Origin of the sequence: Undibacterium hunanense, from assembly GCF_014284335.1 — a bacterium.
In the GTDB taxonomy this organism is placed as follows: Bacteria; Pseudomonadota; Gammaproteobacteria; order Burkholderiales; family Burkholderiaceae_D; genus Undibacterium; species Undibacterium hunanense.
Genome location: NZ_JACOGF010000006.1, coordinates 228952 through 245441, shown reverse-complemented (window position 1 = coordinate 245441; position 16490 = coordinate 228952). Strand labels below are relative to the sequence as shown.

The window sequence follows — 16490 nt, the reverse complement described above, 5'->3', positions numbered from 1 at the left end:
TATTTATCGATAAACGATAAAAAACTATTGCATTTCGAATTTTATGGCTTTAGAATTCATTCACTTTAATTCAATCAGGAGCCAAAAATGCAAGTTCAGAAACACGCCAGGATTGTCAATATCCGCAAGTTGAGCAGGTATTTTTTATTTCTTAGCGTCTTTGCCATGGCCATGGTTGCGATTGGAGGTCTGGCTTTCCCTGTCATCATGGTGATGGCACCTTCAGGGGATTTGACACTGACCGCGTATCTGGCGAAAGCAGTGACGCTCAATGATGGCTTTTTTACTTTACTGCAAAGTGGAATAAGTACAGATCTGAAAGTGATCGCATCTGTGGTTGCCATTCTTTTCTGCGCACTGATGGAATTTGTTCTTGTCCATATCAATAAATTGCTGACTTGTTTTTACGAAGGTGAAATCTTTAACAGGAAGGCTATTTTTCATGCAAGAAGAGCGTTTAATCTGAACCTGATACTTGCAGTTGCAATGCTTGGCATTAATCTCCTGGCGATCATTTTCAGTTATGTTGAACCCAGCGCGGGTGGTTCAGGCAATATAGGGCATTTTCTGGGTAGTGTGCTCGATCAACTGACCTGGATAGGCTTCTTCCTGCTCTTGTTGTGGTCGCTGGAAATAGGCGTAGACCTCAATGAAGAAGCTGAACTGACTATCTGAGGACGCATATGCCGATTACTGTTAATCTGGATGTGGTGCTGGCCCAGCGCAAGATGCGTTTGAATACGCTGGCTGAGCTGGTGGATATCACGCCACAAAATTTATCCGTGCTAAAAACGGGCAAGGCCAAGGCCATACGCTTTGATACGCTGGAAAGAATTTGTCAGGTGCTGGAATGCCAGCCTGGCGATATTCTGGCGTACACCCCTGATGCTGAACATTCGGACTGAACAATCAGGTTGAACATGCAGTCTAAAACTGCAGCCGGGATCAGCCAGCGGGTGTAAGTGGAAACTTGCCTACATATCTGGCACGGGGGCGTATCAACTGGCCTTCTTCCACCTGTTCCATGGCATGTGCTATCCAGCCTGCCGTGCGGCCCAGGGCAAACAGGATTTGCGCCGCGCCCTGCGGCAATCCACAGGCAATTTCTACCGCGACCAGTGCATAGTCGATATTCAATGCCTGCCCGGTCAGGTCTTGTGCGGTATCAGCCAGCTCAAACAAGCCGGCATGGGTTTTTTTGTCGAGCATGTTCATCAGCAGGCTGCCACGCGGGTCGCCATGCGGGTACAGCGGATGCCCAAAGCCTGGCAGTCGTGGTGAAAAATGATGGCTGGCGTCATGGATGCGCAGGCGCTGTTGCAGGGAATCCCGCATAGCATGTGGTTCAACTGCCAGGCCGGCACGTACCATGCTGCCGACACGCAGGCTTTCGCCGCCATGCTTCGGGCCGGATAGTGCGGCCAGTCCGGCAATCAGAGCCATGCCCAGACTGGCACCGGCAGATGCGACGCAGCGCACGGTAAAAGTCGATACATTCAATTCATGATCTGCACTGACCACCAAAGCAGCACGCAGCAGGTCGGCCTGGCTGGCATCCAGTTGCCAGGCACTTGCCAGCTTCTGGTGAAACGTCTGATAGTCCGGCTTCATGCCCAGCAGTGCGGCGGCCATCAGGTGCATCCACAATTGTGCTTGCAGATGCGGGTGGATGCCGGTGACCTGTTTTACAGTCGTGCCCAGCATGGGCAGCATGCTGATGGCTCTTTCATAGGGCGGCAGAGCCGCATTCAGGTCCAGCAGTCTGGGCCAGAGTATATCCAGCCCGGGTAAAGGAATAGCCTGCAAATCAGTCGTTGCCTGGCTGTCCCACAAAATCAGGGCGGTTTGTTCCAGCGTATGCGTGCGTGCAAGCTCGTCCACCGGCAGGCCACGGTAATACAGTTTGCCGTGGCTGACCTGGGTGATTTTTGATTCCAGCACGGGTACGCCCCAGTCTATGGCAGATTCGGCGGCACTGCCTGCCCGCTTGCTGTCGGTATTGCGGGCCAGCAGACGCAAGACTTCTTCCTTCAGATAACGTTTGGCTTTTTGTCCTTCATGCTGATGCGATTGCAGTAAGCCACGGCTGACATAGGAATACAGCGTAGGCAGGCTGATGCCCAGCAACTGGGCAGCTTCTCTGGCAGAAATGAGATTTTCCACGATAAAAATTTATATTGATTGGCAGAATCAAGATTGACCACAGTGTGATGCAGATCCTAGACTGAACACTTAACTATGCGCACATGCATCAGATTATCTCATTGTGCGCTAATTTGATTTCCAAGTGGAGGAGCATCATGTCGGCAGAAGCACTATTAGCATCCTTGTGGCAAATGGGCGGCGGTGCGCCTGAGGACTTGCAGCAACTAACATTTGCTGGTGATACCGCGCAATTGCCATCGACGTTTCAGGTGGGCGGCGTTGCATCTGCCACGATTGCGGTGCAGGCCCTGATGGCGGCGCAGCTGTGGCAGGCGCGTGGTGGCGAAAGACAAAACATCACAGTCGACCGGCGCCATGCGCTGGCCATGTTCAAAAGTGACCGCTATCTCAGTGTGAATGGACATGCAAGTGAAGATCCCTGGAGCAAGATTGCCGGTTATTACCAGGCAGGGGATGGGCGCTGGATACAATTGCATACCAACTTCCCGCATCACAGGGATGGCGTGCTGGCGGTCTTGCAATGTGTTGAAGACCGTGCAGCCGTTGCCAGGGCGATTAGCGGCTGGCAGGCGGCAGAGCTGGAGCAGACACTGGCCCAGGCCAACATGTGCGCCGCCATGATACGTACAGAACAGGAATGGCTGGCCCATCCGCAAGCGCAGGCCATTGCAGATTTACCCTTGTTTGAAGTCAGGCGTGTAGCTGATGGTCCTGTCATTCCCTTGCATAGTGGCGGGCCGCGTCCTTTGAGTGGGGTGCGCGTACTTGATTTATCCAGAGTGATTGCCGCGCCCGTCGGTGCGCGGACTCTGGCACAGCATGGGGCTGACGTTTTGGCCGTCAGCGCGGCACATCTGCCTAACATCATGCTGCTGGTGATGGATACGGGCCGTGGCAAACGTTCTGCGCAACTTGATTTGCGGCAGACGGAAGGGCGGCAGAACATGCTGCAACTGATCAGCGGCGCCGATGTCTTCATCCAGGCTTATCGTCCCAATTCACTGGCGCAGCTTGGGTACTCGGTTGAGGAATTGTGCGCCATGCGGCCTGGCCTGATTCATGTCAGCCTGTCGGCATATGGACATATCGGCCCCTGGGCGCACCGGCGCGGTTTTGACAGTCTGGTACAGTCAGCCAGCGGCATTGCCGATGCGGAAGGACGGGCAGCAGCCAGCGCTGCACCCGGCAAGTTGCCGTTCCAGGCACTCGACCATGCCACCGGTTATTTATTGGCTTATGCGACCATGCTGGCGCTGCAAAAACGTGCTGTCGAAGGTGGCAGCTGGCAAGTCAGGGTCTCGCTGGCACAGACCGGACGCTGGCTGCAACAGATGCCCAGACGTGGCCTGCATGATCATGCCGCTGAATTACGTCCGGAAGAAATCGCCCGCTTTTTACAGGCATCAACGTCAGGATATGGGCAGATGCAGGCTATCGCACCGGTGGAAAAAATGTCTGTCACACCTGCACATTTTGAATTGCCTGCGCCAGTTCTTGGTGAGCATGCACCGGTCTGGCAGTAGCTGGTTTTACAGCCCATTCTGCTTTAACCACTGGTCCAGCAAAACGATCAGTTCCGGCGCTTTTTCCAGTGGTGACATGTGGCCGCAGTCTTCGATGATTTGAAGTTCAGCATGGGGCAGGCCGTGCGCCAGTTTTTCGGATTCTTCCAGGCTGCGCATCTGGTCATTTCTGCTGGCGACGACCAACGCGGGGCAGCGTATCAGTGGCAGTTCATGGTGCCCATCACCTCTTTGTATTGCCAACTGGCGCAGGAAAACTTCTTTCCCCAGTGTCACCGACATGGCATGCAAATGCGCCAGCATGGCGGTATCGTCCTGGCGTTGCGGGTGCAGGGCGCGACGCAGTGCGGTCATGGTCTGGCCCTTGTAAGGGTAAGTGGCCAGCATGTGGATTTGTTGCTGGTTTCTGCGCAACTCCTCTTCGGTACTGGCTCGCGCCGAGGTATTCAGCAATACCAGACCGGTCGGCCCCGGGTCGGCAGCCTGCGTGCTTAAGCGCCAGGCCAGATGGCGTGCCACATAACCACCCAGCGAAAAGCCGATGACTATAGCATGCGCGGGTGCCGTTGCCTGTATGCGTTGCGCCATGCTTTCTATGCTGTCACCCTGATTCAGGTCTGCCAGTTGCACATGGCCGCGCTGTTCCAGTGCCGGCAATAACAATTGCCACAAACTGGCATCGCACATGAAGCCGGGGATCAGCAGGAAGTGCCTGTCCTTATGCATGGGTGTCTGGTGTGTGTTGGCAAAAAACTGTCATGCTCATTTTTTCTTCAGATTTTGCAGCAGATCGTTGACCTGATCACTGAGGGGAATGCCGTGCTGGCGCAGCAGTTGTATATGCAGCACCAGGTTTTCCAGCACCAGTTTGGCGGCGACGGCCAGCAGGGTGACCTGGCGGTCTTCCTGGCTGAAGCTTTCCATGGCATCGGCCATCTCGCATAAATGCGTAGCGGTGATTGCGCGCAAATCATTTTCTTCGAAAGGCAGATCGGCAAAATCGATGGGATCTTCCTGTTCGACTTCTTTCATCAATTCCTGTAATTGCTCTGGAGTGATGGACATGCATATGTTCCCGACGAGTTGAAGGCATGATTATTTTATGCTGATTTTTGCCTGTAGGTAAAACGATTCTGACAGGGGCGTGTATCAACAGGTTTTATTGAGCAACTTATTGGCCAAACGGAAAACGTGCAGCTAGCTGGAAGTCTGCACCTGCTTGATGTTCGGTGAACAGAGCCAGGCCGGTGATATCGAGTGGTGCATCCAGGTCAAAATGTTTTTGTGCTGCGGTATGGATGCTGTCGGCCAGTGCGCCTGGTTCCAGCCTGTCGGTCAGCGTCATATGGAAGCGGAATTCTTCTTGCGTGTAAGGGTAGCCCCATTGCATCAGCAAGGCTTGTTGCCGGGGGCTGAGCGGGTGTTGCTGGCGGCGTGCCAGGTCGGCTTCGCTCATGGGGGCGCGAAAGTGGTCGAATTGCTCAACGCAGGCAAATGCCAGTGCGTTGATCGCGGCTTGATTTTCCGTCGGTCGCAGGGCCAGAAAATTGCCCATCCATTGCACGTCTGGTGCCAGCCCTCTGACCGGTGCCTGTTGTCGGCAAAAGTCTTGCAAGGCCAGATGCAGGGCCGCTTCGGTATAGCCCGGTGCCAGACGGAAAGGGGCTTTCAGCGTGGCATGAAAACCGTAACGACTGGCATCGTGGGTCAGCTTATGTTGCAAGTCTGGCTGTATGCCTTCGATTGCAGGTTGTGGCAAAGCTTCAGCAGTTTCGGCATCGCGTCCCAGCCACTGGTTGCCGGCATGCCACCAGGCAGAGTCGCTATCCGGCGCAAAATATAAGGCGTAACGCGTCATGCCGGCAGCATCAATCGCCCACCTGATCCGTAGGAAAGCGCAGTGAATCCCTGAGCAGAAAGCCCATGGACATATTCATGTTGACATTTTTTGGTGGGATAGGTTTCATGAACCATTTTTCGTAGATGCGGTAAATCTCGCCCTCGTGAATCAGCCTCAGCATCTCATTATCTACGATTTTCTTGAAGCCGGGATCATCCTTGCGCATCATGATGGAATACGGTTCTATCGACAGGGGTTCGCCGACGATGGCAAAGCTTGCCGGGGCCTTGGATTCGGCGCGCAGGCTGTACAGCAAGACGTCATCCATGGGGAAGGCATCGGCCTTGCCATCTTCTACCATCTTGAAGGATTCCTGATCGCTATTGCCTTCCACCAGTTTGATGTTGAGGGAAATCGTGTCGCTCCTGTCATTCAGCAGCTTGACGGTGGTGGTACTTTTGGTCGTGACGACCGTGCGGTTACGTAATTGCGACCAGTTCTTGATGCCGCTGTCGGTCTTGACCAGGGCGCGTACGCTGGAAAAAAAATGCGGTATCGTAAAAGCGACCTTTTTGCGTCGTTCTGCATTGTTGGTGGTGCTGCCACATTCCAGATCTATCTTGTCTTCCAGCAGGGCGCTGAAACGGGTGGTCGAGTCGACAGAATAAAATTGCAGCCGCATGGCTGGCATCTTCAATTCTTTTTTGATGGCATCCGCCACTTTCAGACACAGATCTACTGAATAACCGAGTGGCTGCTTGTCTGCATCGGTAAAGGAAAAGGGGGCGGTTTCGCGTATACCTATCACCAGGGTTTGGGTCTTGCGTATTTTTGCCAGTGTATCCGCGGCCTGGACGCATAGTGGTAATGACAGGCACAGCACAGTAGTAAGGCCGGTCAGCATTTGACGCATCATATTTTCCACCCGTTGTTATGTGACTTATTATTTGACTTATTATGTGGCTTGTTATTGACTTGCTATGTGATCTACATCATGAGGTAATCCTGTCAATCGACTCTAACAGTCAAGGGGCAAGACAAAGTTTGAATTTCGGGCGTCATGGCAATACAAGATTTCGTTATAAAATCCAAACAATATTGCTCAATTTCAATAAACAGCCAAAAATCTTTTCAGGCCTGCCTATGAACGGCTTGCTGATCATTATTGGGATGATAAGGATTTCTGTGCTTTGTCAGGCCTCAGGATGACATGGCAGAATTGATGGTCGCCAGCCAAATCATGATAAGGTTGCGGATGTAATTAATTGCTTTTTATTATCATGAAATTTTCAGAAGCCGGATTGGCAATTCGTAATGCCCGCATTGTTACTGAGGATGCCGTTTTCAAGGGATCAATGGCAGTCAGTGCCGGCCTGATCAGTGATGTCGGCGGCAGCGGTCTGCAGGGGGATGACTGGCAGGGCGATTTTTTACTGCCGGGGCTGGTCGAAGTGCATACCGACAATCTGGAAAAACACCTGATGCCGCGTCCCAAAGTTGCCTGGCCGGTCATGCCGGCAATTCTGGCACATGATGCGCAGATTGCCGCCGCCGGTATCACCACGGTACTGGATGCCATATCCGTCGGTGATATAGACCCTGACAGCATACGCATGCAAAGCCTGTTGCCCTGTGTAGAAGGCTTGCGGGTAGCCGCAGATGGTGGTTTTTTGCGCGCCGAACACTTATTGCATATGCGGCTGGAACTGGCCGAACCCAATTTGCTGTCCATGTTCACGCCTTTTATCCAGGATGAACGACTGAAGCTGGTGTCACTGATGGACCATACGCCAGGCCAGCGGCAGTGGACAGACCTGAGCCATTACCGCGTCTATGTGACCGGCAAGCGTGGCTGGAGTGACCAGAAAGTGGACCAGATGCTGGGCCTGTTGCGTGAACGCCAGGAACGCCATGTGGCTGAAAACCGCCAGCAGGTGGTGCAATTGTGTCGGCAGCAGACCCATCCGATACCGCTGGCATCGCATGACGATACCACGGCTGAACATGTGCATGAAGGTGTGGCCGAGGGTATCAGTATTTCCGAATTCCCGACCAGTCTGCTGGCAGCGCAAACCGCGCGGCAGCAGGGGCTGGCTATTGTCATGGGTGCGCCTAACCGCGTACGTGGCGGTTCGCATTCAGGCAATGTATCTGCTTCAGAATTGGCGCAGCATGGTTTGCTGGATATTCTGTCTTCTGATTATGTACCGGCCAGCCTGTTGCAGGCTGCCTTCATGTTGCAGCAGGATGGGTACAGCCTGCCCAGGGCGGTAGCCACTATCAGCCGTGCACCGGCACAGGCGCTGGATTTACATGACAGGGGCGCTATCGCCCCCGGCCTGCGGGCCGATTTTATCCGGGTACGCATGTTGCAGGATATTCCCGTTGTCATGGGTGTCTGGCGGGCTGGTCAGCAGATTGCCTGATTGTCTGAAGTTAAGCCCGGGCAGCGCCCATCATTGTCTGAATGGCGGTCAAGGCCTCCAGCGCACCCATCGCCAGCCCTACATCCTGGGCGAAGGCGACTTGTGGCTCGCGCAGATTGATACGCAATAGCCGGCCACCGTGTTGCAAAACCACACGGTGACTGAAGTTGCGCACAGTGGGGATGGTGGTGCCAGCGCCCAGCTCTATCACCAGCGGGCGGGATACTTTGTCCAGCCATTGTTGCTGCTGCGCGAGTTGTTGCCGCTGACGCTGGTCATTCCAGTCCCAGTCATCAAACATCAGAATATTCGGTCTGGCCATGCCACCACAATGGGGGCAGGTTGGTGCCTTGTTCATCAACTGACACTGGACGGTATCCACTTCCGGCTGAAAATCGTCTGCCTGCCAGATGCTGTCACGACAGGGTAACAGGCACTGCAGATAATGAATTGAACCATGGCATTCATAGACCTTGTCTGCCCCCACGCCTGCCGACTGGAAATGTCCATCGACATTGCTGGTGAATACCGATAGCCCGTGCGGCATGGTCTGTGCCCATTGCTGCACAATCTGGAAGCCGCTGTGGGGCCGGGTTTGCCGGTACATGGACAGTCTGTGGCCATAAAACCCCCAGGCCTGACCAGGGCGGCGCCGGAAAGCAGACGGGCTGGCTATTTCGTGAAATGGAATGGCTTGCTGGCCCAGGGCCGGATAGGCTTTCCAGAAGCCTTCGGTACCGCGAAAATCCGGTAGGCCGGAATCAACTCCCATGCCAGCACCGGCAGCAATCACCAGCGCATCTGCCTGCGCTATAAGGTCAACGGCCTGGTGGAGGAGGTGAACAGGGTGCATGGCTTACTTGTAAGATGACTATCACTTTGCATGGCCGTGCGTCTCTATCGTGCATCTTGAATACATGTTGATTGAGCTGGCACAGCTAAATTGTAAGTAAGAGTGAAATTTATCCAATTGACAGTATATCCTGAGGCAAACTATGTTTTAAGTACTGATTTTGTAACCAGTCGTGAAATTATGTATGTGCTTTGCCATACATGTGAAGCGGTAGTGGTTATCTTTAGTGCCATGTATCAAATGAGTTCCATAAAAATATAACATTCTGGAGACATCATGCTGCGCAAATCTTCCTTTATGGCTGGATTACTGGTTTTGCTTTCGTTGTCCGCACAGGCACAGGAACCGCCGATACGCATAGGTATCATCGGCCCCTTCACCGGTAAGTCTTCTACTGACATGGGGGAAAGCATACGTGGCGGTGCGCAGGTGTTTCTGGCCGATATCAACCAGATAGGCGGCGTCATGGGGCGGCGTATAGAGCTGGTGGAGCGTGATGACCAGGCCAAGCCGGATATCGGCGTGGCAATGGCTAAAGAATTGATAGAAAAAGAAAAGGTCGTGGCGGTCGTCGGTTTTGCCAATACCGGTGTGGCCCTGCCTTCGGCCAAGGTATTTCAGGAAGCGAAGATTCCGCTGATTATCAGTGCAGCGACAGGTGCAGCAGTGACCAAGCAATACATGCCGCCTGCCGTGCCCAGCAGCTTTATCTTCCGGCTGGCTGCCAGTGACAGTTTGCAACCGGCTGTAATACTCAATGATGTCATCGACAAGCGCAAGCTGACCCAGGTAGCGGTATTGCATGATGACACGCCTTACGGCCAGTTTGGCAAGGATAATCTGCTGGCAGAAATGCAGCGCCGCAAAATGACGCCGGTAGCCATAGAAAGCTTCAAGATTGGTGACCAGGACATGACTGCGCAATTGACACGGGCCAAGCAGGCCGGCGCCCAGATTGTCATCCTGTATTGCCTTAGCTCGGAAGCGGCGATGGTAGCCAATAGCGTCAGCAAGGCCAGGCTTAATCTGCCGCTGGTGGGTTCCTGGACCTTGTCACAGCGTAGTTTCGTCGAGCTGGCAGGCAATAATGCAGAAGGTGCGCGCATGCCGGTCACCTTCATAGAAAATGAAGCCAGTAACCGCAGCAGCAGTTTCGTGGCGAGCTATCTGAAGATCAATAATGTCAAATCCATTCCCTCAGCCGTGGCTGCGGCACAAACCTATGATGCCTTGAGAATATTGACGCTGGCGCTGATGCAGGCAAATGCTACCGATGGCGAAAAAATCAAGGCCGCGCTGGAAGACATGAAATACGATGCAACATCGACTGTGATTTCGCGCTACAAGAAACCATTTTCAAAAAATGATCATGAAGCCATTGTTCAGAGCATGATTTTCATCGGCGAAATTCGTAAAGGCCATGTCGGCTATGCGTATCGCGAAGATGCCAACAGCAGCCTGATAGTACGTACCAAATAAAATTGGGCCGCACAGGCTTTGGGCTTGCAGCTGTTGCCGGTGTTGCAGGTGCGCGGCACTGCAGGCAAAGAGATGAGAGCCTGTTCGCTATGTCGTCGATAGCAGATACATGATTCCTCATGGAAATTTTCGCTTCGCGAAGGTGAATACAGCGCCAGTTGATTCTGATCTGGTGCCAGAGAAACTTAACTAAATTTAACTCCGGCTTAGTTGGCATTCGGCTATCCTATTAACTTTCAGGCATGGATTGCCATGTCTGACCGGTTCCTGGTTGAGCACTGCCTGCACGTGCAAGCGCGCATATCGATACGAGGAATATCTTTAGAATAAGGAAGCTTGCTCATGAGCAAAGAAAAAATCCGTCAGGTATTAAAAGATCATGGCAAATTTGCCGCCGATATGGATAGCCTGGCCGACGATGCAGATCTGTATGAAGCTGGTATGACTTCGCATGCGAGTGTGAATGTCATGCTCGCGCTGGAAGATGCATTTGATCTGGAATTTCCGGACCGCATGCTCAAGCGCAGCGTGTTTGAAAGCATTGACGCCATAGACGCCGCCATACAAGAACTGACTGCCTGATATGGACACCCTATCACCTCTGCGGCAGGCTGCCAGGCTGGTAGCAAAAGACTATGCAGCACCGCATGCTGATGCAGTGGACCAGCAGGCCCGTTTTCCTGCCGAAGCCATCACCGCACTCAAACGCGAGAAACTGCTGAGTGCCTATATTCCTGCCGAGCTCGGCGGTGGCGGTGTGGGCCTGACAGAACTGGTGGATATCGTTGAAATTCTGGCGCGTGAATGTGCTGCAACGGCAATGATTTTCGCCATGCATCAGATACAGGTGATCAGCATCGTGCGCCATGCCATGCATAGTGACTGGTACAGAAATTATCTGCGTGAGCTGGTCGCGCACCAATACCTGATCGCTTCGGTGACGTCGGAGGTCGGCGTCGGTGGTGAAATGCGCCGCAGCAACTGTGCGGTGGACATCAGTGGCGAACGTTTTACCCTGATCAAGGATGCGACGACCATTTCCTACGGCGCGCAGGCCGATGATTTGCTGGTGACGGCCAGACGCAATCCCGATGCAGCAAACAGTGACCAGTCATTGATACTGGTACGCAAGGCCGATTACACACTGGAACAAAAAGGCGGCTGGGATACCATGGGTATGCGCGGCACCTGTAGTCCGCCTTTCCTCATGTGTTCGACCGGCGATGTAGCGCAGATCATTGATGTACCCTTTGGCGACATGTCGGCACAGACCGTGGTGCCGGTATCGCATTTATTGTGGGGTGGTTGCTGGATGGGGTGTGCGGCAGCGGCGGTCAACAAGGCCAGGGCCTTTGTTCGTGGCCAGGCCCGCGCCAATCCTGGCACCGTGCCACCGACGGCCTTGCGCCTGGCAGAACTGGTCAGCATGATGCAAAGCCTGCGTACATCGGTACAGGCCTGCCTGACTGAGTATGAAGCCCTGTCAGTCGCAGATGATGCGGCGATCGGTACTTTGACTTCCATGGGTTATTCGCTGAAGATGAATAATCTGAAGATAGATGCGACCCAGGCCCTGCCGCAGATTGTCACCAAGGCCTTGTCCATCTGCGGCATACTCGGCTATAAAAATGACAGTAAATTCAGCATGAGCCGTCATCTGCGCGATGCGCATTCAGCCGCCATCATGGTCGGCAATGACCGCATTCTGGCAACCAATGCCAATTTGTTGCTGGTACTGAAAGACGATTAGGAAAGGTACATATGTCTATCGATTTTTCTCCCGAAGGACTGACTGAAGATCTGGTCGCTGCCGGTCATATCATCCCCGTTGGTGTGCAGGGTATTTTTGGTCGCGGGCCGGTATTTGAAGATGTGTTGCGCCGTTTCGATGATTACGTCAGCCGCGTGGCGGTGAATGATGGCGCAGTCAAAATGTCGTTCCCGCCCTGCCTTGATCGCAAGGTGCTGGAGCGCAGCGAATACCTGGATTCTTTCCCGCAACTGGCCGGCACCATCTTCAGCTTTACCGGCACCGAAGCGCAGCACAAGGAATTGATAGAAAACGTGCATGAAGGCCGCCCCTGGACGCATTTGCAAACCATGACGGCAGTCTGCCTGACACCGGCTGCCTGTTATCCGGTGTATCCCAGCTTTACCGGCACCATCCCTGCTGAAGGGCGTCTGGTGGACATGCAAAACTGGGTATTCAGGAATGAACCATCGCCAGAACCAACCCGCATGCAATCTTTCCGCGTGCGTGAATTCGTGCGTGTAGGCACGCCAGAAATGGTGGTTGCATGGCGTGACATCTGGTTGCAGCGTGGACTGGATATTTTGAAATCCCTGGGCTTGCCGGCGCATTCGGATGTCGCTTCCGACCCGTTCTTTGGTCGTGGTGGCCGTATGCTAGCCGCCAATCAGCGCGAACAGCAATTGAAGTTTGAAGTGCTGGTGCCGGTGATATCTGAAGCCAAGCCGACGGCAGTCTGCTCTTTCAATTATCACCAGGACCATTTCGGCAAGCTGTTTGAGATTTATCAGCAAAACGGTGAACTGGCCCATACCGCCTGTCTGGGCTTTGGCCTGGAACGTATCGTCATGGCCCTGTTCAAGACCCATGGCATGCAGCCGGAAAACTGGCCGCAGGCTACCCGCGACATATTGTGGTCATGATGTGCTCATGAGCCTGCACGCTTTACCAAAAATTGTTGCCAGCGACTATCAGCCGCATGCTCTGCATGGCGCTGATCGTGCCTGGGCAGAAACCAATTGCTATATCGATGTCTGGATAGAGGTTTTGCATGCGCAAGGCCTGAACCCGCTGGCTTGTCTGTCCATGGTATTTGCCAATGATTTTGATGGCGACCAGTGGACCTTTTACAAACCGCCACATGAAGACCTGTTTGCGTTGTATGGCATCGATGTGCAGGAGCTGAATGTCTGGCGTGGTTTGCTCAGCAATGCCGGTATACAGCTTGGCCGTGGCCGTCTGGTGTTGACAGAGACGGACTCTTTTTATCTGCCGGATACCGCAGGTACTGACTACCGCAGCAATCACGTCAAGACCACCATCGCGATACAGGAAATTGATCTGGAAAACCGCAAGCTCGGCTATTTCCATAACAGCAGCTACCATGAATTGCAGGGCGAAGATTTTGTCGAAACCTTCAGGCTGGACAAACCGCATGATCCGGCCTTCATGCCTCTGTTTGCTGAATTCGTGCGTCTTGATCATGTGCAGCCAAGGACGGATGCAGAACTGGCCGCGATATCCTTGCCGCTTTTGCGCAAATACCTGGCCAGACGCCCGCGCAATAATCCTGTCAGCCTGTTCCAGCCAGTGTTTTTGCGTGATGTGGAACAATTGAAAGAAGAAGGCATGGCGGCTTATCATGCGTATGCCTTTGCCTGCCTGCGCCAGTTGGGGGCGGGCTTTAGTCTGGGCGCGCATTATCTGCGCTGGTTGCAACAACACCAGCCCCTGCAACTTGATGTGGCAGCGAGCGAATTTGACGCCATATCCGAACTTACCAAAACCCTGTTGCTGAAAACCGCAAGAGCCGTCATGGGCAAAAAAGCCGTGGACCTGAGCCCCTTGCTGGAACAACTGGCGACACACTGGCAACAAGGCATGGATGCGCTGGACCGCAGTCTGGCCCGCAGTCTGACCAAACAATGATCACGCGGATATGAGCAGTCAGACACGCATTTCCCTGACAGAAAACTGGCAAGCCATACAGCTTGCCAGTGACAGCCAGGTGCTACCTTCAGCGTTGCCATCTGTATTGCAGGCAGCTGGCCTGACTTGTTTGCCAGCGCAGGTGCCGGGCACCATTGCCGCTGCCTTGCGTGCCGCCGGACAGTTTGACTATGGCAAAGACAATTTTGATGCGGTCGATGTCTGGTATTTCTGCGATCTTGATTTGCCTGAGCCTGCTGCCTGGCTGCATTTTGAAGGCCTGGCAAGCCATGCCGAAGTGTACTGGAACGACAGTTTGATTTTGCGCAGCGACAATATGTTTATTGCCCACAGCGTTGATCTGGCTGCGCATACACTTGGTGGCAAAGGACGTTTGAGCATACGCTTCCTGGCCTTGAATACCCTGTTGGCGCAGCGTCGCCCTCGTCCGCGCTGGAAAACTCGCCTGGTTGAACAGCAGCAATTGCGCTGGTTGCGCACCAGTCTGCTGGGACGCATGCCGGGCTGGTCACCACCAGTCGCACCGGTAGGACCATATCGGCCGGTCGTGCTGGAATTGCAAAGTGCGGTGCAAGTCATCGATCAGCAACTGACCAGCAAGCTCGATGGTGAGGACGGTGTGCTGGAATTGGAATTGACCGTGCATAGCCTGCAAGCGATTTCCTCCTGTTTCATCCAGATAGCCGGGCAGACAGAAGCCTTGAAATGGCAGAGCCTGGGCGAAAACCGGTATCGCATTCTTGGTCTGTGTCGTATACCGGCGGTAAAAAAATGGTGGCCGCATACGCATGGTGATGCGGCACTGTATGCGCTGGAAATGCATATCCAGAATGCCAGTCACAGCCAGACCATTGCGCTGGGGCATACCGGTTTCAGGCAGATCAGGGTCGATCAGCGTGATGGTGATTTCCACCTGCATGTGAACGATGTATCAGTGTTCTGTCGTGGTGCCTGCTGGACACCGGTGGACACTATCTCACTGCAAAATGAAGCCACTGAACTGAGGCAAATGCTGAGTCTGGCGCGTGACGCTGGCATGAACATGCTACGTGTGGTTGGCACCATGGTGTATGAGACGGCAGAGTTTTACCAACTGTGTGATGAACTGGGCATTCTGGTCTGGCAAGACTGCATGTTTGCGAATATGGATTACCCGGTGAACGATGCTGAATTTGCCGCCAGTATTTCTCTGGAAGTGCAACAGTTCCTGCAACGCACTCAGGCTTCGCCCTGCATTGCAGTTGTCTGTGGCAATAGCGAAGTGGAACAGCAGGCTGCCATGTTGGGGCAGCCAGCAGAACTGTGGCGCAATGATTTCTTTGCGCAGACCTTGCCTGCACTGTGTCGACAAATCCGGCCCGATGTGCAGTACTGGCCATCAAGCCCCAGCGGTGGAGTCATGCCTTTTCAGCTGGATAGCGGTGTCGCCCATTATTTTGGCGTCGGTGCCTATTTGCGTCCGCTGGAAGATGCCCGCCGTAGCGGTGTGCGCTTTACTTCGGAATGCCTGGGTTTTTCCAATATGCCTGACGATGACCTGCTGGACAGCATGTTGAAAAATGGTGAAGCAGTGGGGCCGCATCCGGCCTGGAAACTGGGTATCCCCCGCGACAATGGCACAGGTTGGGATTTTGAAGATGTGCGCGATCACTATATGGCCAGCCTGTATAAGGTTGATCCGGCAGGCTTGCGTTATGCGGATCAGCAGCGTTATCTGGCATTGGCGCGTACCACCACCGGTGAAGTCATGACCAGGACGATGACAGAATGGCGACGTGCAGGTTCAGGCTGCCACGGTGCCCTGATCTGGTTCTGGCGTGACCTGAGACCAGGCGCAGGCTGGGGCATCATCGATGCGCATGGCAAACCCAAAGCTGCATATTATTACTTGAAGCGTGCGATGGCAGCAGTGACGGTGTTCATGACCGACGAGGGCTTGAATGGACTGGCCTTGCATGTCGTGAATGATACGGCGCAGGCATTTGACGGTGAGCTGGAGCTTGGCCTGTACCGTCATGCAGCAAGCTCCGTTGCACATGCTCGCATCAGCGTGCAGGTCGCTGCACATGCAACGATCAGGGTGCAGGATTACGCGCTGCTGTCACATTTCATGGATACCACCTATGCCTATCGCTTTGGCCCTGCCGGGCATGATGTGGCGGTAGCGCAGCTGTATCGTACCGGTGACGCACAGGCATTTGCCAGTGACTTTCATTTTCCTGGCGGGCACCAGTTTGCCCAAGTGGCCGACCTGGACTTGCGTGCACATGGCACACTGACAGATGATGGCAATGCCGTCCTGCATCTGAGTACCCAGAAAATGGCTCAGGCGGTAGCAATACAAATACCTGGCTGGCTGCCGGACGACAATTATTTTCACCTTGCCCCCGCAAGTGAAAAGCAGGTCATTCTGCGCGCTACGGGCGGTAAACAAAGCCTGACAGGGCAAGTGCAGGCACTGAATGCACAGGGCTATGTCCGGGTGCAGATTCATCAATAGCGG

General features: G+C 53.9%; 16 protein-coding genes. 10 read left to right on the top strand and 6 right to left on the bottom strand.

What is annotated here, in order from left to right; genetic code table 11:
* The first annotated feature begins 87 nt into the window (after window positions 1–87).
* Together H8L32_RS13920 and H8L32_RS13915 are read left to right on the top strand one after the other, a co-directional pair.
* Entirely contained in the window at window positions 88–675 is a 588-nt protein-coding gene (locus H8L32_RS13920; protein WP_186947837.1) for a hypothetical protein, read from the top strand.
* Window positions 676–683: 8 nt separating this feature from the next.
* Window positions 684–905 carry a helix-turn-helix domain-containing protein gene (locus H8L32_RS13915; protein ID WP_186947836.1) on the top strand — a complete coding sequence of 74 codons (222 nt, stop codon included), beginning with the start codon at window positions 684–686 and terminating at the stop codon, window positions 903–905.
* A gap of 40 nt (window positions 906–945) precedes the next feature.
* On the opposite strand, the gene H8L32_RS13910 is transcribed toward H8L32_RS13915, so the two are convergent.
* Window positions 946–2163: a citrate synthase family protein gene (locus tag H8L32_RS13910; RefSeq protein WP_186947835.1), complete on the bottom strand. Its 1218-nt coding sequence runs from the start codon at window positions 2161–2163 to the stop codon at window positions 946–948.
* A 137-nt stretch (window positions 2164–2300) separates the two neighbouring features.
* Between H8L32_RS13910 and H8L32_RS13905 the strand changes: the two genes are divergently transcribed.
* A complete protein-coding gene (locus H8L32_RS13905) occupies window positions 2301–3689 on the top strand; it encodes a CoA transferase (protein ID WP_186947834.1) in 1389 nt (462 codons plus the stop codon).
* A 6-nt stretch (window positions 3690–3695) separates the two neighbouring features.
* Here the strand turns inward: H8L32_RS13905 and H8L32_RS13900 are convergent, their stop codons facing one another.
* From H8L32_RS13900 to H8L32_RS13885, 4 genes are all read right to left on the bottom strand, one after another.
* Window positions 3696–4415, bottom strand: coding sequence for an alpha/beta fold hydrolase (locus H8L32_RS13900; protein WP_186947833.1), 720 nt, complete (start codon window positions 4413–4415; stop codon window positions 3696–3698).
* Window positions 4416–4451: 36 nt separating this feature from the next.
* Window positions 4452–4754: a hypothetical protein gene (locus H8L32_RS13895; RefSeq protein WP_186947832.1), complete on the bottom strand. Its 303-nt coding sequence runs from the start codon at window positions 4752–4754 to the stop codon at window positions 4452–4454.
* 106 nt (window positions 4755–4860) lie between these two features.
* Window positions 4861–5547, bottom strand: coding sequence for a DUF1045 domain-containing protein (locus tag H8L32_RS13890; protein ID WP_186947831.1), 687 nt, complete (start codon window positions 5545–5547; stop codon window positions 4861–4863).
* A 10-nt stretch (window positions 5548–5557) separates the two neighbouring features.
* Window positions 5558–6442, bottom strand: a complete 885-nt coding sequence (locus tag H8L32_RS13885; protein WP_230412202.1) for an amino acid ABC transporter substrate-binding protein — start codon at window positions 6440–6442, stop codon at window positions 5558–5560.
* Window positions 6443–6809: 367 nt separating this feature from the next.
* Here H8L32_RS13885 and H8L32_RS13880 point away from each other — a divergent pair, with 367 nt between their 5' ends.
* Window positions 6810–7955: an alpha-D-ribose 1-methylphosphonate 5-triphosphate diphosphatase gene (locus H8L32_RS13880; protein WP_186947830.1), complete on the top strand. Its 1146-nt coding sequence runs from the start codon at window positions 6810–6812 to the stop codon at window positions 7953–7955.
* Between the two features lie 10 nt (window positions 7956–7965).
* On the opposite strand, the gene H8L32_RS13875 is transcribed toward H8L32_RS13880, so the two are convergent.
* Complete coding sequence (locus H8L32_RS13875; protein WP_186947829.1) at window positions 7966–8808, bottom strand: SIR2 family NAD-dependent protein deacylase; 843 nt, start codon at window positions 8806–8808, stop codon at window positions 7966–7968.
* 276 nt (window positions 8809–9084) lie between these two features.
* On the opposite strand from H8L32_RS13875, the gene H8L32_RS13870 reads away from it, so the two are divergent.
* The 6 genes from H8L32_RS13870 (at window position 9085) to H8L32_RS13845 (ending at window position 16487) form a co-directional block, all read left to right on the top strand.
* The gene (locus H8L32_RS13870) at window positions 9085–10287 is read left to right on the top strand and encodes an ABC transporter substrate-binding protein (RefSeq protein ID WP_186947828.1); all 1203 of its coding nucleotides are present in this window, start codon (window positions 9085–9087) and stop codon (window positions 10285–10287) included.
* A gap of 342 nt (window positions 10288–10629) precedes the next feature.
* Entirely contained in the window at window positions 10630–10869 is a 240-nt protein-coding gene (locus H8L32_RS13865) for an acyl carrier protein (RefSeq protein ID WP_186947827.1), read from the top strand.
* A gap of 1 nt (window position 10870) precedes the next feature.
* Window positions 10871–12037, top strand: a complete 1167-nt coding sequence (locus H8L32_RS13860; protein WP_186947826.1) for an acyl-CoA dehydrogenase family protein — start codon at window positions 10871–10873, stop codon at window positions 12035–12037.
* A gap of 11 nt (window positions 12038–12048) precedes the next feature.
* The gene (locus tag H8L32_RS13855; protein ID WP_186947825.1) at window positions 12049–12960 is read left to right on the top strand and encodes an amino acid--[acyl-carrier-protein] ligase; all 912 of its coding nucleotides are present in this window, start codon (window positions 12049–12051) and stop codon (window positions 12958–12960) included.
* Window positions 12961–12967: 7 nt separating this feature from the next.
* The gene (locus H8L32_RS13850) at window positions 12968–13966 is read left to right on the top strand and encodes a DUF1839 family protein (protein WP_186947824.1); all 999 of its coding nucleotides are present in this window, start codon (window positions 12968–12970) and stop codon (window positions 13964–13966) included.
* A 10-nt stretch (window positions 13967–13976) separates the two neighbouring features.
* Complete coding sequence (locus H8L32_RS13845; protein ID WP_186947823.1) at window positions 13977–16487, top strand: glycoside hydrolase family 2 protein; 2511 nt, start codon at window positions 13977–13979, stop codon at window positions 16485–16487.
* The last annotated feature ends 3 nt before the right edge of the window (window positions 16488–16490 follow it).